Consider the following 21,519-nt stretch of genomic DNA (forward strand, 5'->3'; position numbering starts at 1 on the left):
TCAACAAGGACGCGACTCATCTAGTGTTAATAAGGACGCGACTCATGTGTCAACAAGGTCGTGAACCTAGACACCTCCGGGCGCACAAATCAAGACTCACTTCGGTGGGTCTTTTTTGTTGCCACAATGCAAATTCCGAACAACTCTGACTGGGCTATCGTGGGCTCATGCCTCGAGTTGCACAAACCAAGAACGGGTTCCCTCCCAAAACCTGTGAACGTTGTGGCCTGCCCTTTGAATGGCGCAAGAAGTGGGAACGTGACTGGGTGAACGTGAAGTATTGCTCGCAGAAATGTAAGGGTTAATTTAGGAACCTCTTCCTAGGGGCAGAAGTCTCGCGGTAATCTGCTTGTAACCAAAGACGGGCAGGATGTACATATGGCAACCCTCTTTGATGGCTATGGCAACACCCGTGAAACACCACGGGTACGTAAGGGTGCCGCTGCGTGGGACGAGATGTTCCCCAAGACCGACAAGCCCGGAAATCCCCGCGCTCCCTATAAAGACCTCTATAACGCCCTGGCTCAGATGACCCAGGAAGAGCTTCGTGGTCGCACGGAAGCTCTGGCCAGTTCTTATCTTGCTCAGGGTGTGACCTTCGACTTCGCTGGTGAAGAACGACCCTTCCCGCTCGATGCTGTTCCCCGCGTTATTGAAACGGACGACTGGAACAACGTCGAAGCGGGCGTGCAGCAGCGGGTCAAAGTTCTCGAGATGTTCTTGGCAGATGTTTATGGACCACAGAACGCGGTGCGAGACGGCGTCATTCCCGCCAAGCTCATCAGCACGTCCAGCCACTATCACCGTCAAGCAGCAGGTATCCGCTCTGCCAATGGCGTGCGCATCCACGTGGCCGGTATTGACCTCATTCGTGACCAGCAGGGCACGTGGCGTGTGCTGGAAGATAACGTGCGCGTTCCCTCTGGTGTGAGCTACGTCATCTCCAACCGCCGTGTGATGGCACAGACTCTTCCCGAGCTGTTCGTGGAAATGAGCGTTCGCCCCGTTGGTGACTACCCCTACAAACTTCTGCAAGCACTGCAGGCATCTGCACCTGATGGTGTGGACGAGCCCACCATCGTGGTGCTCACTCCAGGTGTTTATAACTCTGCCTACTTCGAGCACACCCTGCTTGCCCGCCTGATGGGTGTGGAGTTGGTGGAAGGTCGCGACCTGTTCTGCTCGAACGGCCGAGTGTGGATGCGCACCACGGCAGGACCTAAGCGCGTGGATGTGATCTACCGCCGCGTAGATGACGAATACATTGATCCACTGCAGTTCCGTCCGGACTCCATCCTGGGTTCTCCTGGCATGCTGTTGGCCGCACGCCTGGGTCACGTAACGATCGCCAACGCCGTGGGCAATGGTGTGGCAGATGACAAGCTCGTCTACACCTATGTCCCCGAGCTGACCAAGTACTACCTCGGCGAAGAACCAATCCTTCCCAATGTCGACACCTGGCGCTTGGAAGAGCCCGAGGCTCTCGAAGAAGTGCTCGATCGTCTCGACGAACTCGTGGTGAAGCCTGTGGATGGCTCTGGCGGAAAGGGCCTGGTCGTGGGACCAGATGCATCCAAGGAAGAGCTCGAGGCTCTCCGCCAGCGCCTCATTGCGGATCCCCGCGGTTGGATTGCCCAGCCGGTTGTTCAGTTCTCCACCATCCCCACTCTCGTGGAAGACGGTATTCGTCCCCGTCACGCAGACTTGCGCCCGTTCGCCGTCAATAACGGCGAGGACGTTTATGTTCTCCCCGGTGGCCTCACTCGCGTTGCTCTTCCTGAGGGCGAGCTCGTGGTGAACTCCAGCCAGGGTGGTGGCTCGAAGGACACGTGGGTTGTCGGTCCGATTGAAGATCGTCCCGGCAAGGGCGCCAAGCGTGAACACGTCAGTGTCTCTGACCTGGTTGCTGACCAAGCAACCCTGGAGTCAGATGAAGTGGAAAGCTCCGCATCAGGTTCACACGAATCACGTGCTTCCTTGCCCTCTGTTCTTCCGCAGGATCATGACGCCACTAAGCGTCACCAGCAGCAAGAACAGCAACAACAGTCCGTTGACGGAGAGGTGAGCTCATGCTGAGCCGTATTGCCGAGTCTCTCTTCTGGATTGGCCGTTATGTCGAGCGTTCCGATGGAACCGCCCGTATCTTGGATGTTCACCTGCAGCTGCTGCTCGAAGATCCCTGGATCGACGAAGACACCGCATGCCGTTCATTGCTTTCTGTGATGGGTACTGATCTTCCCCCCGGCAAGCTGGTCACCCGTGAAGACGTGATCAATGACTTGGCTGTGGATCGTCAGCACCCGGGTTCGATTGCGTTCGCCATTGCCTCGGCACGTGAGAATGCTCGTCGTGCTCGCGAGATTGTCTCGACGGAATTGTGGGAGTGCCTCAACAGCACCAACGCTCGCATCCCGAAGAAGGTTGCTGCCGAGAAGACCCACGAATACTTCCGCTGGGTGCGTGAGCGCGCAGCGCTCGCCATTGGCATCGTGGACTCGGCAACCAGCCATGACGAGGCCTGGCAGTTCTTCACGCTCGGTCGTGCGCTTGAGCGTGCAGATATGACCGCCCGTCTGCTCGCGACGAGGTCGCTCACCGACGCCAGCGGACCTTCTTGGACCACCATCTTGCGTAGCTGCGGCGCCTATGAGGCCTACCTGCGCACCTACCGCGGTGTTCCCTCGACGAGGAATGCAGCAGAGTTCTTGCTGACTGACCGCCTCTTCCCTCGCTCGATTCTCTACTCGGTGACCAAAGCTGAAGAGTGCTTGCGTGAGATTGATCCTCGTGAGGGTCGCGTGGGAGTTGTGGATCAGGCTCAGCGTTTGCTCGGTGGTATTCGTGCGGAACTGTCGTTCCGTCCGATTATTGAGCTCATGGATGACCTTCCTGCTCACATGGAAGAAGTGCAAGCAGTCACCAGTGCTGCCAGTGATCAGATACGCCTGAAGTATTTCCCCACCAGCGCGGTGCCCGTCTGGATTGGAGAGAACTCATGAGTCGTCTCCGCATAGTCCACCGCACAGGTTTCTCCTATGAGCTTCCTGCGACTGCGTCCTACAACGAAGCACGCATGCTGCCGGTGAGCAACAATGAACAGTTTGTGTTGCAGGCCAATCTCCAGATTCACCCCACGGCAGCTCAGCACGGTTATGTCGATTACTGGGGAACCCAGGTGAGCACCTTTGAAGTGCTCACTCCCCACACCGAGCTCTCGGTAACGGCAACCAGTGTTGTTGAGGTTCGCCCTGCACTGCGAGAAGTTCCCGATATGAGTTGGGAAGAGCTGGAGAAGACCCGCACCAGCAGCACCAAGTTTGTGGAATTCACCGAGCAGACCAGGCTCACCACTCCTCCCGAAGGACTTGCGGAGCTTGCTCAGGAGATTGTTGCTCAGCACAAGAATCCAGGTGAGGCTGCCTTGGCTATCGCCGCCGCAATCTACGACAACATCGAATACACCAAGGGCGTGACCGGCGTTCAGACCACGGCAACCCATGCCTGGGAGAACAAGAAAGGTGTCTGCCAGGACATTGCTCACGTGACCTTGGGTGCTCTGCGCGCAGTGGGCATCCCTGCCCGCTATGTCTCTGGCTATTTGCAGTCGAAGCCAGACGCCGCCATCGGTGAAACGATCGTGGGTGAATCTCACGCGTGGGTGGAATGGTTCACCGGTGACTGGTTTGGCTATGACCCCACCAACATGCTCAACATCGGTGAGCGTCACGTGCTGATTGCTCGTGGTCGCGACTACAAGGATGTTTCTCCGCTGCGCGGTGTCTATGCCGGCGCAAGTGCATCAGGCGTTTTCGTCAAGGTCGAGATCACCAAAGAGGCCTAAGCAAGATACCCCCAGGGGTATCTGCTATTCTGTGGACATGAAGAAGTTTTTAGCGCTGTTCGCCCTCGTTCTTGCGACAACCTTTGCGTTGTCCGCATGCGCTCCCGCAAGTGAGCCCATCACGGTGGATTCCAACACCATTGTTATTGATGTACGCACGCCCAGTGAATATAGCGAAGGTCACCTTGATGGTGCGGTGAATATTGATGTTCAAGATGCCAACTTCGGTACTATTTTGGGCCAGCTCCCTACCGATGGTGAATATGTTGTTTACTGCCGTTCCGGAAACCGTTCAGCCAAGGCAGTCGAGATCATGAAGGCTTCTGGCTTCACCAATGTTGTTGATGCTGGTGGCGTCAACGATGCCTCGGCCAAAACTGGCATCGCTATCGTTCAATAGAAGTCAAAGAAATGCCCCGCTTGTTCTTGCCGAACGAGCGGGGCATTTTTGTTTACAGATCGATGGTGGGCGGTGCGATGCTTCGCGGAACATCCGCCAAGGTCTTGAACGCCTCGAGTGCACGATTTCGTGACTCGAGGAGATCCACGATGGGTTCGGGGTATCCGCTGAGCATGGGGTGTTCATATTCTCCGAGGTAGCGATGCAGGTATTCCCGCTTCGGGTCGAATTTGTATGCTTGCAGCACGGGGTTGAACACACGGAAGTAGGGGGCAGCATCAGCTCCGCTGCCGGCAACCCACTGCCAGGAGGCAGCGTTGCTTGCCGGATCAGCATCGACGAGGGTGTCCCAGAACCATGCTTCACCCACGCGCCAGTCGATGAGTAAGTTCTTGATCAAGAATGATGCCGCAATCATGCGAACACGGTTGTGCATGTAACCGGTCTGCCAGAGTTCACGCATGCCCGCATCCACCATCGGAATGCCGGTGCGACCCTGTTGCCAAGCCTCGAGAATCTCTGGATCTGGTTCTCCCAACGGGAAGTGGTTGAAGCGAGCATCAAAGTTCACGGTGGCCAGATCTGGCCAGTGATAAAGCAGGTGATAGCTGAACTCTCGCCATCCCAGTTCCGCTAGGAACTTGGCAGCGTTTGTAGAGATCTCTGCAGAGTTGCCGTGTTCACGACGGAACTCATCTGTGGCATGCCAGATCTGGAAAGGGCTGATTTCGCCCCACCGCAGGTGGGGTGAAAGCTCACTGGTCGAGTACTCGGCAGGGAAGTCTCTGCCCTTGGCATAACGATTAATGCGGCCGGCAAAAAAGCGCTCTAGGGCAGCGTGTGCACCGTTTTCTCCCACAGTCCAGCGAACGGGGAACGCAAGTGCCCAGTTGGGGTTGGTGGGAAGCAGGTTCCAGTTATCGAGGTCATCACTGTCAGGAAGTGTTGCCGGAGAAGTGATGGACTCGGGCGTGGGCGCAGGAAGCCTGGGTGGACTCGGGCGGTTGATGCAGGACTTCCAGAACGGAGTGAACACGGTATAGGGAGTGCCACTTCCGGTGCGCACCGTCCAAGGCTCAAACAACAGGTTGGCCTGGAAACTGTGAGCTTCGAGTCCGGAGGCTTTGGCGTAGTCCTTGATGCTGGCGTCCATGTCGCGCTCGGGCTTGCCATAGCGACGATTCCAGTAGAGCGCAGTTGCACCCGTCTCGCGGATGAGGTTGCGAATGATGTCCGGGGCAGCACCCTGGCGCAGAATGAGCTCACCCCCGAGGCGGTGAAGCTTGTCACGCAAAGAGTTCAGGCTGTGGTGGAGCCACCACTTTGTTGCGCCACCGAGGGGGCGAATGCCCGGGGAGACTTCATCCAAGATGAACACCACAACGACGGGCTCACCACGATCTACCGCAGCAACAAAAGCGGGGTTATCTGCAACGCGAAGATCATCGCGCAGCCATACGAGTGAGCATGTCATGAGTACAGCCTAGGCAATGGGAAAGGGCCGATCGGAAGAGGCATCCGATCGGCCCTTGTATTACACCAAGAGTTTTGCAATCACATTCACGAGTTAGCCACAGCAAGCAACACTCGTAATGACACTTTATAACGGAACGGTAACGGTGGGGAAGAGTTTTTCCTACAAGTTTCCTGAGAACTTTAGAAAAGGTCAGGGCTGGGGGTGCCAGCATGCATGACGGTTACGTCAGCGTGAGTGTCATAGCGATATCCCACACCACGCACCGTGCGCACGATGTCTTCGAAGCGGCCAAGCTTGGAGCGAAGGCGTCGGACGTGAACATCGATAGTGCGCTCGTTGGGGATATCGAGATCATCTTCGCGCCAGAGTGCCTTGATGATTTCTTCACGGCTGATGGTCTCACCCTTGTGAACAACCAGGAACTGGAGAAGTTCAAATTCTTTGAAGGTCAGCGGCGCTGCTTGGTAGTCAATCAGCACGCGCTTGCGCGAAATGTCGACCACAACACCACCGTCACCATCAGATGGCTCAAAATCTCCTTCTGGTGTGTATTTCGCCACGGCGGAAGGCTCTTGCAGAGCGAGGCGAACCAGGTCCACCTGTCGACCGCGCGAGCTGGCAGGAGCTAGGGCAACTGCCGCATAGGTTTCGGTACCAGGAACGAGTTCGTTGGTGAGCTTCTTGAGAGCTTCCACAACCTTACTCAAGTCCAGGCCACGCTCAGCAGCAGTAGCCTCATCGAGGCCGACATAGAGCGCGAATCCCTTGGGGATAGGGCGTTCGGTGGGGGTTGACATTGGAATCCTTTGTGGTGCCATAAACATCAGGCCGGGTTAACACGGACGATGTGTTGAGAGTCGAATGAGGGGTGATGCAGCGGAAGTTAGTTGCTGTAACACATTCGACGGCAGGCACAGCTCATCACGGGCATCATGCCGTGAGCACCGGTGAAGGTGTGAGCGCCAGTTGTCATAGAGATAAGTTAACCGGACTGCGCTAAACCCTGTCAAATAAGCGGATATAGGCTCGAAGTATGGCAGTTCCCACTTCTCAGGAGCGTAAGGCTCAAATGGAGCTTGCGCTGGTGGAAGCACGTGCCTGTGCTCACACCGATGATGTGCCCGTGGGTGCGGTGATCTTAGATGAAGCCGGTACCGTTATCGCCACCGGACGCAACACCAAAGAGCGTGATGAAGATCCCCTTGGACATGCCGAGGTGATGGCTATTCGTGCTGCGGCAGAGAAACTTGGAAATTGGCGCCTGAGTGACTGCACGCTCGTGGTCACTCTCGAACCTTGTGTGATGTGTGCCGGAGCAATCCTGGCAGCACGCATCCCCACCGTTGTTTATGGCGCCTGGGACGAGAAAGCCGGAGCCGCCGGCTCCGTCTTTGATCTCTTACGAGACCGCCGTCTCAACCACCAGGTTGAGGTCATCTCAGGTGTGCTGGCCGAAGAATGTGGTCAGCTCCTGACCGAATTCTTCCGAGAGAAGCTCGGTTAGTCAGTTCCCTTAATCACGATGGCATCTGTTGCCACGGATTCGGTGCGGTCAAGACGTGCCACATCAGGCTCAATGTAAATCACACGTGCTGCAGGAACTGCCTCGCGCACGCGGGTCTCAATGCTGTCGATAGATTTCGCCACTTCAGAGAAGCGGAGCTCTGCAGGGAAGGCAAGCTTGGCGCCAATCATGAACTCATCTGGGCCGAGGTAGAGGGTCTTCATGTGAATAATGCCGTCGGTCTCACCGCCGGAAATGATGGCCTTCTCGATGGCCTGGACGTCCTCAACGCTGGCGCCTTCACCGACAAGCAGACCCTTGGTCTCGAGTCCCAAGATGATGGCCACAATAATCAACAGCACACCAATTGCAATGGTGCCCAGGGCATCGAAGATGCTGTCACCGGTAATGACCGTCAAGCCCACACCAAAGAAGGCCAGCACCAAACCAAGCAGAGCTGCAGTGTCCTCGAGCAGGACGACAGGAAGCTCGGGTGCCTTAGCGTGACGAATGAACTGGAACCAGGATGCATTGCCACGTAGCGGGTTAGATTCCTTGATGGCGGTGCGGAGCGAGAAGCTCTCAAGAACAATCGAGATGGAAAGCACCAAAATGGGCAGCCACCACATCTCAATAGGCTCAGGGTGTTGCAGCTTGTGGATTCCTTCATAGAGAGAGAAGACGCCACCCACGCTGAACAAGATGATGGACACAACGAAGGCGTAGACGAAGCGCTCACGGCCATAGCCGAAGGGGTGCTTGCCGTCAGCACGTTTCTTTGCCTTGCGCCCACCGAGTAACAACAGAAGCTGGTTACCGGAGTCAGCGAGGGAGTGAACACCCTCGGCTAGCAGAGAGGTAGCTCCGGAGAACGCCCATGCAATGAACTTGGTGGCGGCAATACCGAGGTTTGCCAGCAGTGCAGCAACGATTGCTTTGGTTCCACCTGAATGGCTCATCGACGTATCTCCCTCATTGGCTTGTGTCCCAATCCTAGAATGAGCAGGTGACAGACAAAACACAGGTAACCCTTCCGACCATCGCGATGCTGGGTGCTGGCTCGATGGCACGAGCCATCCTGGCCGGCCTCTTAGCTCCCCATGTCAGCGTGGACGGGCAGGTACGTGTGACGAACCGCAGCGCCGAGAACGCTGCCCGGTTCGACACCGAACCACGAGTTCAGGCCTGGGCAACAGCCAATGACCCTGAGGCCAACAGCAAGGCAGTTGCCGGTGCACAGATCGTGCTCGTCGCTGTGAAGCCTGCCATGGTGCCCGACCTGCTCGATGAGATCTCCCCCGCGCTCGCCGAAGGCGCCATTGTGGTCAGCGTTGCGGCCGGTGTCACCACCGCAACCATGGAAGCTCACCTACCCGAGCACGTCTCCGTTATTCGCACCATGCCCAATACTCCCTCCAAGATTGGACTCGGTGTCACCGGCATTGCAGCAGGCACTCGCTCCACTCCTGCACAGCTGGAGCTCATTTCCTCGATGTTCAGCACAGTGGGAGAAGTCATCATTCTTCCCGAGAACAAGATCGATGCTCTCGGAGCCATCTCTGGTTCAGGCCCTGCTTATGTCTTCTACTTCATTGAGCAGCTGACCAAGGTTGCCCTCGAGCACGGTTTCAGTGCTGAGCAGGCAGAGAAGATGGTGCAGGGCACCTTCCGCGGAGCAGTGGAGCTACTAGCCCAGTCAGGAGAAGAGCCTGCAGAACTACGCCGCCAGGTGACCAGCCCCAAGGGCAGCACCGAACGCGCGATTGCCGTCTTCGATGAGGCAGATATCAAGGACATCTTGCTCAAGGGAACACAGGCAGCGATTGCCCGTTCCGAAGAAATGGCTCGCGGAGAGTAAGAACTACTTGGGAAGTGCGGCGAACTTCTCAATGTCATCAGGGTGACCTGAGACCAAGATCTGATCACCATCAGCAATGAGAGTCTCAGCCGTTGCATAGGTGAAAGATTCACCAGGCTTTTTCACGCCCACCGTGGTGATCTTGTATTCGTTACGAATGCCTGCTTGTGCAAGAGTCTTCCCCAGTAAAACGCGGGGTGGGAACATCCGGACGATGGCGAAGTCTTCGTCGACTTCGACGAAGTCCAACATCTGACCGTTGAGCAGGTGAGCAACGCGCTCGCCGGCTTCTGCCTCAGGGAAGATGACGTGGGTAGCACCGATGCGCTCCAAAATCTTTCCGTGAGATTCACTGACAGCCTTGGACCAGATCTGAGGAATGCCCAGATCCACCAGGTTTGCGGTGATGAGCACGCTTGCCTCGATCGAGGACCCTACGGCAACGACCGCTGTTGAGAACTTCTCAGCACCAATCTGCTGGAGCGCTTCCAACCGGGTGACATCTGCTTGGACGCTGTGGGTTACCAGATCAGACCACTGCTGAACCAGATTCATATCGGTGTCCACGGCGAGGACTTCACGATCGAGTTTGGTGAGGGTGTCTGCCGTGGCAGCACCGAAACGGCCCAGTCCAATGACGAGAACGGCATTGTCTTTTTTAGAGTTTTTAGCCAACGATGGGCCTCTCTTCTGGTCGGTTGAACAACTGCCCCTTTTGGGTAACAGCAAGAGCAGCTGCGAGGGTAACTGTACCGACTCGGCCCATGAACATGACCAGAGCCATGAGATAGACGCCGGGGTCGGGCAGGTTTGCGGTGACGCCGGTGGACAGTCCCACGGTGCCAAATCCTGAGATCACGTCGAATAACACATATTCGAATGGTGCGTCGGTGAGTGCCAGAAGGAACAGCGTGGCAAATCCCACCGTGAGTGCACCCCAGAGCAAGACGCTGACAGCGAGACGAAGTACATCACCGGGAATGCGCCGCTGGAAGATCTCAATCGAGGAGCGACCTCGAGCTTCAGCAAAAGCTGCCAACAGCAAGACAGCAAACGTGGTCACCTTGATACCGCCAGCAGTTGAGGCAGAACCACCACCGATGAACATGAGGACGTCGGTGACAAACAAGCTCGCCGAGTCCAACTCGCTGGTGGGGATCAGTGCGAAGCCGCCGGAACGAGCCATGGTTGACATGAAGCCGGACTGGAAGATCTGCTCCCCTGGGTTGAGGTTCCTAAACGTTGCACCGTTACTTTGTTCCAAGAACATAAATGCCACAACACCCACAACCCAGAGCAAGCTCCAGGCCAAGATGGTCAGTTTCACGTGCAGGGACCAGCGAGCACGACGCTTGAAGTTGCGTGACAGCGCAAAGAGAACAGGGAAACCAATACTTCCCAAGGTCACGCCGAACATCAGCATAAACAGGAACCAGTAGTCATGCGCGAAGGGGGTCAGCCCCTCGATGTTGGGTGTGACACCAGTGTTGGTGAATGCCATGGCGGAGTAGTAGATGGAATACCAGATGGCCTGGCCCAGGTCATAGCCAGCAGCCAAGACACTGGGTAGCACGGCGATGGCGACGCCCACCTCGATGACGAAGGCACTGATGGCCACAGTGGCCAGCAGGCCACCGATCTCACCGAGGCGAATGGCTTGGCCTTCAGCAACGGGGCCAGCGTGCAGGCGCAGGGGGTTGGTGTCGCTGGCCGCCATCAGGCGAGCACGCAGGCCCAACCGACCAGCAATAATCGCACCCAGAATCGAGGCTAAGGTCAACACACCGAGCGCACCAATCTGAGTGGCTAGGAACACGAAAGCATTGCCCAATGGTGACCAGTGCGTTGCCATGTCGACGGTGGTGAGCCCGGCAACGCAGACCATCGAGGTTGCGGTGAAGAGGGCGTCTGCAAAGTTGGTGGCGACGCCATCAGCGCTCGCTGCCGGCAGGCTGAACAAGATGGTGAAGAGTGCGATGATGGCCGCAAACACCACAATGGCAAAGCGGGAGGGGGAGCGAGAAGCAAAAGCTTCAATCGCTTCACGGATCATCTTCACTCCTTCATGCTACGCGGTGCATATAGGGCGGTAACCTTATTCCATGGCTGACATTTTTGACGTAGTCGCAGATTCCACCCGCCGCGAGATGCTGCAGATTCTTTTAGAGAACCTGGTTGCTGACTCGGGTGAGATGAGCGTGTCCGAACTCGTAGCACGCACTGGCCTGAGCCAGCCCACTGTTTCAAAGCAGTTGAAAGTACTCCGCGAAGCTGGACTGGTTGGTGTTCGTGAGGATGGTCAGCACCGTCTCTACCACCTCGACCCCACACCTCTGGAAGAGCTCGAAGACTGGGCCATCCCATTCCTCAGCGTGAACTTCCCCGGCGATCTGGATGATGCAGGCCAGGAACGACTCTTCGCAGCTGCCGATGAAGCCGTGGTTGCGGCAGGAACGTCAGTTGGTAGCGCTGCGGCCACCACCGTATTCCAGGTAACTCAGGCCTTTGGCGACCTGCAGAACACCACCAAGGATGCTGTTCGTAATGCAGTTTCCCGCCTTCGTAAATCCAGCGGTAAGTAATCCGCTAGACTTCCACGAGGCATTATTTGCCAGTCACTGATCGCAATCATCGCGATCTAGCCCAATTTTTGTGAGGTTCGTGTGGGTTCAGTCATCAAGAAGCGCCGCAAGCGTATGGCGAAGAAGAAGCACCGTAAGTTGCTTCGTAAGACTCGCCACCAGCGTCGCAACAAGAAGTAGGTCTCTACTTCTTGCAGCATAAAGGCGTCAGAGCATCAGCTCTGGCGCTTTTTGCTGTCTTCTGGCACGAAGCAGTGTCTTAGTCTGGAGGGGTGTCCGAGATAACCCTCACCCTGATTGGTAAGCCAGGCTGCCACCTGTGTGAAGACGCAGAAGCCGTCGTTACTTCGGTTGTGGAGTCTCTGCCTACGCTGCCTATCCAGGTGGAAGAGCTGAGCATCGAAGACGACAAAGATCTCTTTGATTCCTATTGGGATCAGATTCCTGTGCTGTTGATTAATGGCAAGGTTCACAACTACTGGCGCATCGACCCTGAGCGTCTCACCAAAGCATTAAAGGAGCTCTCATGAGTATTCGTCACATCGTGATGTGGAAGTTGGCCAGCGAGGCTCCAGAAGAGAAGCTCGCTCAGGCAGAAGAGATGCGCGTGGCACTCGAAGGACTCAACGGAGTTGTTCCCACGCTGCGCTCACTCACCGTTCGCCCCAATTCTTTATTCGTGGGCGCCAACTATGACGTAGTCCTGGACTCCACCTTCGATGACGCCGACGGCCTTGCTGCCTATGCAGCACACCCTGCTCACGAAGAGGCTGCCAAGGTAATCAAGAAGTATGCGGCGCAGCGCACTGCTGTCGACTACGAGTTCTAAGAACTCAAGTGTTAACGACGAAGGCCCCGGGATAACCCGGGGCCTTCGTGTTGTTCAATGACTACTTCGAAGCGAGGATCTTCTTCTTCAAAGCGGTGAACTCAGCAGCGGTCAGTGCGCCAGAGTCCTTGAGTGCCTGTGCCTTAGCGATCTCATCTGCGTGAGAAGACTCGCCTGCGACCTGCTTAATGTAAGCGTCAGCCTGAGCCTGTGCTTCCTGCATAGCAGCCTGCTGGCGTGCTGCCATACCGCCACCGCGAACGATGAGGTAGATCAGAGCGGTAATCCAGAAACCGATGATGAGGAAGAAGATCCATGCTGCCTTAGCCCAACCGGACATTTTGTGGTCGCGGAAGAGGTCACCAATGATCGAGAAGAGGACCATCAGGTAAGCAATGAAAACAAATGCCCAGATGAACATTGTGAGGAAGGACATGTCGCCCATAGTTATAAACCTTTCAAAAGTGGAACCGGTGTAAACCGAAACCTGTGCGGGAAATTTATCCCAACACGTAATCGTAGCGAGGATTAGGCTAAAGGTATGAGTAATCCACAGGACAAAATCACGATGTATGGAGCCGAGTGGTGTGGTGACTGCCGCCGCTCAAAGAAGCTCCTCGACACTCTTGGCGTTGACTACGAGTACGTCGACCTCGAAGCAGTGCCAGAGGCAGCAGCCATTGCTGAAGGAATTGCGGGTCGCAAGAACATCCCCGTTATCTCCTTCCCCGATGGGGCATTCCAGGTTGAGCCTGCAGACAGCGAACTGCACGCCAAGCTCAAAGAGCTGGGCTCAATCTAAAGTTCATCTACTTAACACACAAACGCCTCCGAGATTCGGAGGCGTTTGTCGTTGAAGCTGAGCTGACTACGGGGTCAGACGGTTGGGTCCGCGGAAGAGGTAGGTAACCTCGCGCAGGTTGGGCTGGTGCAGCATGAGCATCATCACGCGAGACAGGCCCATACCGAATCCACCGTGGGGTGGAACGCCGTAGCGGAAGAAGTCGAGGTAGAACTCGAGCTCGGTGGGGTCAAGACCCTTCTCGCGTGCCTGTGCTTCGAGAATGTCGATGCGGTGTTCACGCTGAGCACCAGTGGTGATCTCAGTGCCGCGCCAGATCAGGTCGTAGCTGTTGGTGATGGTCTGATCGTCTGCATTACGCATGTGATAGAACGGACGAATGCTGGTGGCGTAGTCGGTCAAGAAGACGAACTCGTGGCCATACTTCTCTGCCACGTAAGCAGCAATCTGACGCTCACCCTCGGGGTCCATGTCGTCATCGTTGCGAGGTACTTCATAGCCACGCTCAGCAACAATCTTCTTGGCTTCAGCCAGAGGAATTCTGGGGAAAGGAATGGTGGGAACGACGACGTCCACGTCGAACAGTTCCTTGATTTCCTCGCCGTGCTTTTCCTTGACCGCGCTAATGGCGGCAACGAGAAGCTCTTCCTGCATCTTCATGACGTCTTCGTGGCTGTCGATCCAGCTGATCTCAGCGTCAACCGAGATGAACTCGGTGGCGTGACGAGAAGTGAAGGAAGGGTCTGCGCGGAAGACGGGGCCGATCTCGAAGATCTTGCCAAAGCCAGCGGACTGCGCCATCTGTTTGAAGAACTGAGGAGACTGCGCGAGGTATGCCTTGCCTTCGAAGTATTCGACCTCGAAGAGTTCAGCGTTGGATTCGCTGGCGCTTGCCATGAGCTTGGGGGTGTGCAGCTCGATGAAGTCGCGCTCAATCCAGTAGGTACGCATGGCGTGCTCAAGAGTGGTCTGTGCGCGGAAGATGAGGTTGTTGCGAGCTTCACGCAGGTCGAGGAAGCGCCAGTCCAGACGCTTGTCGATGCCCGAGTCAGCAGCAATTGGAGTCTCAGGATTCGCAGCTGTGACAACCTCGATGTCGGCAATCTTGATTTCCAAGCCGCCAAGCTTCACGCGCTCGTCGAGCTTGAGCTCACCTGTGACACGGATGAAGGTTCCGGTAGCCAGACCAGAAATGATGTCAGCAATAGGGTCAGATTCTTCAGCGCGAGGGTGAACGAGTTGTGCTGCTCCGCTCTCATCGCGGAGCACAACGAACTGCACCTTCTTCTGGTCACGGACTTTATCGACCCATCCGGCCACGGTTACGTTGCCCTCGGGGATGCTTGCCAGGTTCTTAATTACGATGCGTTCAGTCACAAGCAACAAGTTTACTGACCCACTCTCGGCGAATTCACCGGAACGGCAACCGTAGACTTAGAAGCATGGTCGCCACTCAGCTTCACCTCGTCCGTCACGGCGAGGTTTTCAACCCGAACCGGGTGCTGTATGGCCGTTTGCCTGAATACGGTCTCTCCGAGGCTGGCCACCAGATGGCAGCTCTTGCTGCAGCAGATTTAGCCGGTCGTGGCCGCGCTTATTCACGCCTGATTGCTTCCCCCCTCCAGCGCACACAAGAATCCGCAGCACCGGTTTCTCAGGCGCTTGCGTTGCCTATCGATATTGATGAACGGGTTATTGAACCCACCAATGCATTTGAGGGAAAGCGCATGCGCGGTGCCGACTCCGCACTCAAGGATTCTGGTAACTGGAAATACCTGGTGAACCCCTTCCGTCCCAGCTGGGGCGAGCCCTACCAATCCATTGCCTCGCGCATGCGCGAAGCAATGATTGACGCTGCTACTTCGGTGCCCGGTGGTGACGTCGTGATTGTGAGCCACCAACTCCCCATCTGGATGGTTCACCGTGACGTCAATGGCAAGAACTTGTTCCACGATCCTCGCGCTCGTCGCTGCACCCTGTCCAGCATCACCACCCTGGAACTCATTGACCCCATGAAGCCCGAGCTGGGTTTTGTTGAGGTGGGTTATGTTGAGCCAGCTGCCGAACTGACCGCAACAGCATTGGACGTGGGAGCAGTATGAGGAAGAAACTGACAACAGTTCTGATTGCTGGTGCTGCCGTTCTTGCACTGGGCCTGTCGGGATGTTCTAGTGATCCTCTAGCTGAGCAATACCGAGAAGGTTCCAACAAGAACTACATCGCTGGTGATGGCTCCATCACCGAGATCACGCTCGACAACCGTGGTGACGTGATTACGTTCTCGGGAACGACAGAGTCTGGCGAAAAAGTTTCTTCTGCTGACTATCTGGGCAATGTTCTTGTGGTCAATTTCTGGTACGCGGGCTGTGCTCCTTGCCGTGCTGAGGCACCAGATCTGGAGCAGGTCTACAACGAGATGTCACCACAGGGTGTGAACTTCCTCGGGGTGAACGTGCGTGATCAGGCTGCCACCATCGACAGCTTCAACAAACGTTTTGGCATCACCTACCAGAGCATCATTGACCAAGACGGTCAGGCGCAGCTTGCCTTTGCTGCTCAGGTTCCCCCCAATGCTGTTCCCACCACGTTGGTCTTGGATGCCCAAGGCAGAGTCGCGGCCCGCATCTTGGGTCAACTCACAGACCCGTCCATTCTTTCTACGTTGATCAATGACATCTCCGCGGAATCGAGCGCTCAGTAAATGAACGTGGGTGAGCTGGTTTACAGCGGGCAGCTTCTTGTCGCCATCCCGTTGGCGTTGCTAGCCGGACTCATCTCCTTTGCCTCACCCTGTGTTCTCCCGCTTGTTCCCGGCTACCTTGCCTATGTCAGTGGAGTGACTCAACCAGCAACAGATAAGCAGGGTCGTCGCAGGAACATTCGTCGCATGGTTGCCGGCGTCTCGCTGTTTATTGCCGGTTTCTCTCTTGTCTTTGTTCTCTATGGCGCCGCCTTTGGAGCCATCGGTGCCTGGTTGATCCAATGGCAAGAACTCATCACGGTCATCTTGGGCTTCGTTGTGATTGCCATGGGCTTTATCTTTATTGGACAGTTCGGTTTCTTTCAACGCACCGCCAAGCTCAAGATTTCCCCAGCCAGGGGCCTCGCCGGCGCTCCCTTGCTGGGCATTGTTTTTGGTTTGGGTTGGACCCCATGCATGGGTCCCACGCTGACCGCCATCTTGTCGCTGAGTATTGATGCTGCCTCGCCCTGGCGCGGTGCGCTGCTCGGCTTTGCTTACTGCCTCGGTTTGGGTATCCCCTTCGTCCTTCTTGCTCTGGGCTTAGGCTGGGCAACAGGCTCAGTCGCTTTCCTCAAGCGTCATATTCGAGCCATCAACATCTTCGGTGGAGTTCTGCTGATCGTCATGGGTGTGCTCATGGTGACGGGATTGTGGACTGCATGGATCTATCAACTACAGGCGGTGATCAATAACTTTGTCCCGACCCTCTGATCACATTGATTCGAAACCTGTTGACGTCGACGCCAAGATTATGAACCCCAACCTTGGTGTTGTGGGCTGGCTGCGCTGGTTCTGGCGTCAGCTCACCAGCATGCGCACCGCGCTACTCCTTCTGTTGCTGCTGGCTATCGCTGCTGTTCCTGGCTCTCTTGTTCCACAGCGCAGCTCAGACCCCAACGGTGTGAGCCAATACTTCGTCGACCACAAGGACACCGCACCGATACTGGATCAGTTCCAGATGTTCGATGTGTATTCCTCGGCGTGGTTCTCGGCCATCTATCTGTTGCTGTTTGTTTCCCTGATTGGGTGCGTGCTTCCCCGCACTAAGCACCACATCGAAGCATTGCGTGCTCAGCCTCCTGTTACTCCTGCGAACCTGGTTCGCCTGCCTGCGTATGCCAAGCTCACTATCTCGGGCAAGAGCGCAGAAGAAGTACTCGAAGCAGCACGCAAGGTTCTCAAGTCAGACCGTTACCGCGTCGCTCGCTATGACCGTGCTGCCGGAGGCAAGGGCAAGCTCAAGACCGAAGCTGCAATTACGGTCTCTGCAGAGCGCGGATACATGCGCGAGACCGGAAACCTCATCTTCCACTTTGCCCTGGTCGGTGTTCTCATTGCCGTGGGCTTTGGTGGTGGCTTTGGCTTTGCCGGTCAGCGCGCTTTTTATGAGGGCCAAGCCTTCACTAACTCACTGATTGCCTTTGACTCGTTCAACCCAGGACGCTTCTTCAACTCAGCCTCGCTTCCTCCTTACACAATTCAGTTGGACAAGTTCACTGCTGTGTATGAAGAGCAAAACTCCAACGCGATTGGTCAGCCTGTGGATTTCACCGCTGAGGTGACCACGCAAATTAAGGGTGAAGAACCTCAGAAGCAGACCATCAAGGTCAACGAGCCTTTGCGCATTGCCGGCACCGATGTCTATCTCCTTGGCCATGGCTATGCCCCCACGGTGACGGTTCGTGACCCTGAAGGCAATGTCGTCTTTACGGACTCCGTGAACTTTCTGCCTCAGGACATGAACCTCACCTCGCTTGGTGTGATCAAACTTCCAGACGGCTTGGCAGAACAAGTTGGTTTGATTGGTTTCTTCTATCCCACTGTGAGTGCAGGCCACAGCGGTGCTTTCTTCTCGATGTATCCAGACTTGATCGACCCTCGATTGACCTTGGACGTGTATGCCGGGGATCTGGGTCTCGATGAAGGAATTCCTCGTTCTGTTTATGCCCTTGATACCGAGGACATGACCAAACTCGCAGGACGCAAAGCGCCTCAGAAGTCGCTCGAGTTCAAAATCGGTGACACCGTCGAACTTCCCAATGGTTTGGGTACGGTGACCTTTGACGGAGTGAAGCGATTTGTCTCACTCGATATTCACCGTGACCCCACGCAAGGGTGGGTCCTGGTCTTTGCACTGTCCGCCCTGGGTGGCCTCTTGATCTCCCTTTTCATCCCCCGCAGGCGCATGTGGGTTTCGGTCACTGAAAACGCAGACGGTTCGGTTACAGCGGAATGCGCTGGTCTTGCCCGTGGTGATGACCCAACGCTTGAGGGCGCCGTTGCTGCCCTGAAAGACAAGCTCGAACGAGCCTTAGGATTGACCCGTGACTGACACCCTCTCGCAGTACTCCGTTCTTGCCCTCTATTCGGCCATGGCAATCTACGCCATCGCGTTTGTGCTGTTCACTCTTGACCTTGCTAAAGGTGCCAGTGACGATTCAGCAGCCGTTGGCGAGGCAAAGAAGGTCGCCGTTGTGCCCGAACGACGCAAGCTTGCTCGCGTTGCGATGGCACTGACCGTCATTGGTTTCTTGTTGCAACTTGCTGCCACAGTGATGCGCGGTCTTGCCGCTTCCCGAGTTCCCTGGGCAAACATGTATGAGTTCGCCATGACGGGAACCCTCGTAATTGTGGGCGTCTTCCTTCTTGTGAACCTGAAATGGGACATAAAGTTCCTGGGTTCCTTTGTTACAGGTCTGGTTCTGCTACTGCTGGGTCTTGCAGCCACTCGCTATTACGTCGAGATCGCTCCACTCCCACCTGCGCTTCAGTCCTACTGGCTCGTTATCCACGTCTTCGTGGCAACTCTTGCCACGGGCTTCTTCGCCCTGGGCTTCGCACTCTCCTTGATGCAGCTTCTTCAAGGCAAGCGAGAGAGTGCTGTTGCTGCGGGCGAGAAGACACGTTTGGCTTTCCTGACGAGACTTCCTGACTCTGTGCAGCTGGAGAACTTTGCTTACCGTCTGATCATCATCGGTTTCGTGCTCTGGACCTTCACCCTCATCGCCGGCGCCATCTGGGCAGAAAAGGCCTGGGGTCGTTACTGGGGTTGGGACACCAAGGAAGTCTGGACCTTCATTATCTGGACCATCTATGCCGGTTACATCCACGCCCGCTCCACCCGTGGATGGCGTGGTAGCCGTTCTGCATGGCTAGCCATGGTGGGCTTTGCCGCGGTGATGTTCAACTTCACAGTGGTGAACATCTTCTTCAAGGGCCTGCACGCTTACTCAGGCCTCTAAGCCTTAGAGCAGGTTGTAGCAGCGCTCCAGCCGCTCCAGCCACCACGCAGTGGTGTCAGAGCTGGCTGCGAAGCGCTCGAGCAAGTCTTCACTGACCGCAGGACGCTGCACGGCAATAGAGCCCCCCTGGGCCACCATAGGTGCCTCAGTGACGTCACCGGCTAACAGGGATGCTGTTCCTAAGCCGCAGTCGTAGTCGAGCACTTTCACCGCAGCTGCGGCATAGAGACCCATGGCAATGCCCACGGAAGATTCCAGGGCACTGGAGAGCACGATGGGCAGGGTTACTTCTTCAGAAAGCTCCACAATTTTCGAGATGCCACCCAAGGGCTGTGCTTTGAGCACCAACACATCTGCCGCAACGGCTTGTGCAACTGCTCGAGGATCTTCTGCTTTACGAATACTCTCATCGGCAGCGATCAGCACGTCCATGTAGTGGGTGCGCTCACGCAGCTCTGCGAGTTCGTCGAGTGAAGCGCAGGGCTGCTCAACGTATTCGAGATCGAACTCAGCCAGGGCATGGAAGGCATGCTCTGCCTCGTCTACATTCCAGGCGGCGTTGGCATCCACGCGAATGCGGCCCTCAGGGCCCAGAATTCTGCGCACTTCACGTACACGCTCGACGTCCTCGCTGAGAAGCTGACCGGGTTCGCCCACCTTGACCTTGGCGGTGCGACAGCCATCAAAGTGGGAAAGAACTTCGGCTACCTGATCAGGGGCAACAGCAGGAACAGTGGCATTAACCATGATCTGGTCGCGATACAGCTTCGGTAAAGGCTGCCAGCCAAACTCAATCGCAGCACGAAGCCAGTGCACGGCCTCGTCGTCGTTGTATTCCACGAAGGGGCTGAACTCGGTCCAGCCTTCAGGCCCTTGGAACAGCATGATCTCTCTGGACCAGATGCCACGAAACTTCACTGCAAGCGGAAGTGAGACCACGCGGGCGGTGGCGAGAAGCTCAGAAAGGGGTGGGTGCACATGCCTAGTCTCCCACCGTTGCTGTGGTTCTCGTAGGCTGGAGGCATGGCATCTCCCGTTTCGGACATCTTTGACCCCACGCAGTGGGTTGTTGCACCTGGCTCAGAAGGCTTCACGGACATCACCTACCACCTCGACGTGCGCGGACAGGTTGCTCGCATTGCCTTCAACCGTCCCGAGGTGCGCAATGCTTTCCGCCCCCAGACGGTTGATGAGCTCTACCGCGCACTCGACGATGCCCGTCAGAACAGCAAGGTGGGCGTTGTGCTCATCACCGGTAATGGTCCTAGCCCCAAGGATGGCGGCTGGGCATTCTGCTCCGGTGGCGATCAGCGCATCCGCGGCAAGGCCGGCTATGAATACGCCGACGGTTCCACCGGAACCGGCCGTCTGCACATTCTTGAAGTGCAGCGCTTGATTCGCACGATGCCCAAGGTTGTCATTGCTGTCATCCCAGGTTGGGCAGCCGGTGGTGGACACTCTCTTCACGTGGTCTGCGATCTCTCTATTGCCAGCCGTGAAAACGCACACTTCAAGCAGACCGATGCTGACGTGGGCTCGTTTGATGCCGGTTACGGCAGCGCTTACTTTGCCAAGCAGGTGGGTCAGAAGTTTGCTCGTGAGGTGTTCTTCCTTGCGGAGGAATACAGTGCAGACCGCGCCTATGAAATGGGTGCCGTCAACCGAGTTGTGGCGCACGAAGATCTCGAGACAGAAGCTCTCGCCATGGCACGTACCATTATGACCAAGTCGCCCACCGCTATACGCATGCTGAAGTTTGCCTTCAATGCTGTCGACGATGGCATCTTGGGTCAGCAAGTCTTCGCTGGTGAAGCTACGCGTCTTGCCTATGGCACAGACGAGGCAGTCGAAGGCCGCGATTCATTCCTGCAGAAGCGCGAACCTGACTGGTCGCCCTACCCCTGGCACTACTAGGCCTCACATGACAGCTGTGGTGCTCTGTGATGCGGCCGCGCCGCAGCAGGTCTTTGCCGCACTCTCAGAAGCTCTGAACAACAATGGACCTGCTGTGTTGGTTCGGGACGCACGTGCATCCCGGATGGTGGCAGCAGGAGAGACCCCGCTGACCGAAGCCCCAGACGGAACGGCTTTGCTCATCCAGACATCTGGTACTTCGGGTAAACCGAAGACGGTTGCGCTGAGTGCTGCGGCACTTCGAGCCAGTGCTCTCTCTGCACACGAACGTCTCGGTGGGCCAGGGCAGTGGTTGCTGGCGTTGCCCCTCACTTACATCGCAGGGAT

The 21,519-nt window shown here is 56.4% G+C and carries 27 protein-coding genes; 19 read left to right on the forward strand and 8 right to left on the reverse strand.

Annotation, left to right across the window (positions count from 1 at the left end; translation table 11 throughout):
- Positions 1 to 167 precede the first annotated feature (167 nt).
- The 5 genes from RR877_RS07280 to RR877_RS07300 all read left to right on the forward strand — a co-directional run bounded on the left by RR877_RS07280 (position 168) and on the right by RR877_RS07300 (position 4,241).
- The gene (locus RR877_RS07280; protein ID WP_332627858.1) at positions 168 to 305 is read left to right on the forward strand and encodes a DUF2256 domain-containing protein; all 138 of its coding nucleotides are present in this window, start codon (positions 168 to 170) and stop codon (positions 303 to 305) included.
- A gap of 73 nt (positions 306 to 378) precedes the next feature.
- Entirely contained in the window at positions 379 to 2,076 is a 1,698-nt protein-coding gene (locus tag RR877_RS07285) for a circularly permuted type 2 ATP-grasp protein (protein ID WP_332619044.1), read from the forward strand.
- On the forward strand, positions 2,070 to 2,999 hold the full coding sequence (locus RR877_RS07290; protein ID WP_332619045.1) for an alpha-E domain-containing protein: 930 nt from the start codon (positions 2,070 to 2,072) through the stop codon (positions 2,997 to 2,999). The genes RR877_RS07285 and RR877_RS07290 overlap by 7 nt, the downstream gene beginning before the upstream one ends.
- Positions 2,996 to 3,841 (forward strand): transglutaminase family protein, encoded by an 846-nt coding sequence (locus RR877_RS07295; RefSeq protein WP_332619046.1) that lies wholly within the window; start codon positions 2,996 to 2,998, stop codon positions 3,839 to 3,841. Before RR877_RS07290 ends, RR877_RS07295 begins: the two co-directional genes overlap by 4 nt.
- A 37-nt stretch (positions 3,842 to 3,878) precedes the next feature.
- Entirely contained in the window at positions 3,879 to 4,241 is a 363-nt protein-coding gene (locus tag RR877_RS07300) for a rhodanese-like domain-containing protein (RefSeq protein WP_332551522.1), read from the forward strand.
- 52 nt (positions 4,242 to 4,293) lie between these two features.
- Here RR877_RS07300 and RR877_RS07305 read toward each other — a convergent pair whose 3' ends face one another.
- Positions 4,294 to 5,715 (reverse strand): deoxyribodipyrimidine photo-lyase, encoded by a 1,422-nt coding sequence (locus tag RR877_RS07305; protein WP_332619047.1) that lies wholly within the window; start codon positions 5,713 to 5,715, stop codon positions 4,294 to 4,296.
- A gap of 182 nt (positions 5,716 to 5,897) precedes the next feature.
- The gene (locus RR877_RS07310; protein WP_332627859.1) at positions 5,898 to 6,515 is read right to left on the reverse strand and encodes a winged helix-turn-helix domain-containing protein; all 618 of its coding nucleotides are present in this window, start codon (positions 6,513 to 6,515) and stop codon (positions 5,898 to 5,900) included.
- Positions 6,516 to 6,751: 236 nt separating this feature from the next.
- Here RR877_RS07310 and tadA point away from each other — a divergent pair, with 236 nt between their 5' ends.
- On the forward strand, positions 6,752 to 7,222 hold the full coding sequence (gene tadA, locus RR877_RS07315) for a tRNA adenosine(34) deaminase TadA (protein ID WP_332551329.1): 471 nt from the start codon (positions 6,752 to 6,754) through the stop codon (positions 7,220 to 7,222).
- On the opposite strand, the gene RR877_RS07320 is transcribed toward tadA, so the two are convergent.
- Positions 7,219 to 8,181: a cation diffusion facilitator family transporter gene (locus RR877_RS07320; protein WP_332551330.1), complete on the reverse strand. Its 963-nt coding sequence runs from the start codon at positions 8,179 to 8,181 to the stop codon at positions 7,219 to 7,221. The two genes, tadA and RR877_RS07320, sit on opposite strands and share 4 nt — an antisense overlap.
- 86 nt (positions 8,182 to 8,267) lie before the next feature.
- On the opposite strand from RR877_RS07320, the gene proC reads away from it, so the two are divergent.
- Positions 8,268 to 9,080, forward strand: coding sequence for a pyrroline-5-carboxylate reductase (gene proC, locus RR877_RS07325; protein WP_332551333.1), 813 nt, complete (start codon positions 8,268 to 8,270; stop codon positions 9,078 to 9,080).
- Positions 9,081 to 9,083: 3 nt separating this feature from the next.
- Here proC and RR877_RS07330 read toward each other — a convergent pair whose 3' ends face one another.
- Entirely contained in the window at positions 9,084 to 9,755 is a 672-nt protein-coding gene (locus RR877_RS07330; RefSeq protein WP_332551331.1) for a TrkA family potassium uptake protein, read from the reverse strand.
- Positions 9,748 to 11,133, reverse strand: coding sequence for a potassium transporter TrkG (locus RR877_RS07335; protein WP_332551334.1), 1,386 nt, complete (start codon positions 11,131 to 11,133; stop codon positions 9,748 to 9,750). The genes RR877_RS07330 and RR877_RS07335 overlap by 8 nt, the downstream gene beginning before the upstream one ends.
- Before the next feature lie 49 nt (positions 11,134 to 11,182).
- Here RR877_RS07335 and RR877_RS07340 point away from each other — a divergent pair, with 49 nt between their 5' ends.
- The 4 genes from RR877_RS07340 (at position 11,183) to RR877_RS07355 (ending at position 12,491) form a co-directional block, all read left to right on the forward strand.
- The gene (locus RR877_RS07340) at positions 11,183 to 11,662 is read left to right on the forward strand and encodes a metalloregulator ArsR/SmtB family transcription factor (RefSeq protein ID WP_277494568.1); all 480 of its coding nucleotides are present in this window, start codon (positions 11,183 to 11,185) and stop codon (positions 11,660 to 11,662) included.
- A gap of 81 nt (positions 11,663 to 11,743) precedes the next feature.
- Positions 11,744 to 11,842 carry an AURKAIP1/COX24 domain-containing protein gene (locus RR877_RS07345; RefSeq protein ID WP_003792170.1) on the forward strand — a complete coding sequence of 33 codons (99 nt, stop codon included), beginning with the start codon at positions 11,744 to 11,746 and terminating at the stop codon, positions 11,840 to 11,842.
- Between the two features lie 92 nt (positions 11,843 to 11,934).
- Entirely contained in the window at positions 11,935 to 12,192 is a 258-nt protein-coding gene (locus RR877_RS07350; protein ID WP_277494569.1) for a glutaredoxin family protein, read from the forward strand.
- Complete coding sequence (locus RR877_RS07355; RefSeq protein ID WP_332551332.1) at positions 12,189 to 12,491, forward strand: Dabb family protein; 303 nt, start codon at positions 12,189 to 12,191, stop codon at positions 12,489 to 12,491. The genes RR877_RS07350 and RR877_RS07355 overlap by 4 nt, the downstream gene beginning before the upstream one ends.
- 61 nt (positions 12,492 to 12,552) lie before the next feature.
- Here RR877_RS07355 and RR877_RS07360 read toward each other — a convergent pair whose 3' ends face one another.
- Positions 12,553 to 12,936, reverse strand: coding sequence for an SHOCT domain-containing protein (locus RR877_RS07360; RefSeq protein ID WP_110234696.1), 384 nt, complete (start codon positions 12,934 to 12,936; stop codon positions 12,553 to 12,555).
- A 96-nt stretch (positions 12,937 to 13,032) separates the two neighbouring features.
- On the opposite strand from RR877_RS07360, the gene RR877_RS07365 reads away from it, so the two are divergent.
- The gene (locus RR877_RS07365; protein WP_280800740.1) at positions 13,033 to 13,293 is read left to right on the forward strand and encodes a glutaredoxin domain-containing protein; all 261 of its coding nucleotides are present in this window, start codon (positions 13,033 to 13,035) and stop codon (positions 13,291 to 13,293) included.
- A 66-nt stretch (positions 13,294 to 13,359) separates the two neighbouring features.
- Here RR877_RS07365 and aspS read toward each other — a convergent pair whose 3' ends face one another.
- Positions 13,360 to 14,670, reverse strand: coding sequence for an aspartate--tRNA(Asn) ligase (gene aspS / locus RR877_RS07370; protein WP_280804566.1), 1,311 nt, complete (start codon positions 14,668 to 14,670; stop codon positions 13,360 to 13,362).
- Positions 14,671 to 14,735: 65 nt separating this feature from the next.
- On the opposite strand from aspS, the gene RR877_RS07375 reads away from it, so the two are divergent.
- The 5 genes from RR877_RS07375 to ccsB are packed head-to-tail and all read left to right on the forward strand — an operon-like array spanning position 14,736 to position 19,278.
- A complete protein-coding gene (locus RR877_RS07375; protein WP_110234693.1) occupies positions 14,736 to 15,395 on the forward strand; it encodes a histidine phosphatase family protein in 660 nt (219 codons plus the stop codon).
- Positions 15,392 to 15,994, forward strand: a complete 603-nt coding sequence (locus RR877_RS07380) for a TlpA disulfide reductase family protein (protein ID WP_277494574.1) — start codon at positions 15,392 to 15,394, stop codon at positions 15,992 to 15,994. The genes RR877_RS07375 and RR877_RS07380 overlap by 4 nt, the downstream gene beginning before the upstream one ends.
- Entirely contained in the window at positions 15,995 to 16,747 is a 753-nt protein-coding gene (locus RR877_RS07385; protein ID WP_110234691.1) for a cytochrome c biogenesis protein CcdA, read from the forward strand. It abuts the gene before it with no gap.
- Positions 16,731 to 18,368, forward strand: a complete 1,638-nt coding sequence (locus tag RR877_RS07390; RefSeq protein ID WP_332627860.1) for a cytochrome c biogenesis protein ResB — start codon at positions 16,731 to 16,733, stop codon at positions 18,366 to 18,368. The genes RR877_RS07385 and RR877_RS07390 overlap by 17 nt, the downstream gene beginning before the upstream one ends.
- Positions 18,369 to 18,408: 40 nt before the next feature.
- Positions 18,409 to 19,278, forward strand: a complete 870-nt coding sequence (gene ccsB, locus RR877_RS07395) for a c-type cytochrome biogenesis protein CcsB (RefSeq protein ID WP_110234930.1) — start codon at positions 18,409 to 18,411, stop codon at positions 19,276 to 19,278.
- Between the two features lie 3 nt (positions 19,279 to 19,281).
- Here ccsB and RR877_RS07400 read toward each other — a convergent pair whose 3' ends face one another.
- Positions 19,282 to 20,256 (reverse strand): o-succinylbenzoate synthase, encoded by a 975-nt coding sequence (locus RR877_RS07400; protein ID WP_332627861.1) that lies wholly within the window; start codon positions 20,254 to 20,256, stop codon positions 19,282 to 19,284.
- A 45-nt stretch (positions 20,257 to 20,301) separates the two neighbouring features.
- Between RR877_RS07400 and RR877_RS07405 the strand changes: the two genes are divergently transcribed.
- Both RR877_RS07405 and RR877_RS07410 read left to right on the forward strand, forming a co-directional pair.
- Positions 20,302 to 21,192 (forward strand): 1,4-dihydroxy-2-naphthoyl-CoA synthase, encoded by an 891-nt coding sequence (locus RR877_RS07405; protein WP_277494578.1) that lies wholly within the window; start codon positions 20,302 to 20,304, stop codon positions 21,190 to 21,192.
- A gap of 7 nt (positions 21,193 to 21,199) precedes the next feature.
- Positions 21,200 to 21,519: AMP-binding protein (locus tag RR877_RS07410; RefSeq protein WP_332627862.1), on the forward strand; the 320-nt coding region annotated here is incomplete at its 3' end.

The sequence above is a fragment of the Aurantimicrobium sp. genome (assembly GCF_036667855.1).
GTDB lineage: Bacteria > Actinomycetota > Actinomycetes > Actinomycetales > Microbacteriaceae > Aurantimicrobium.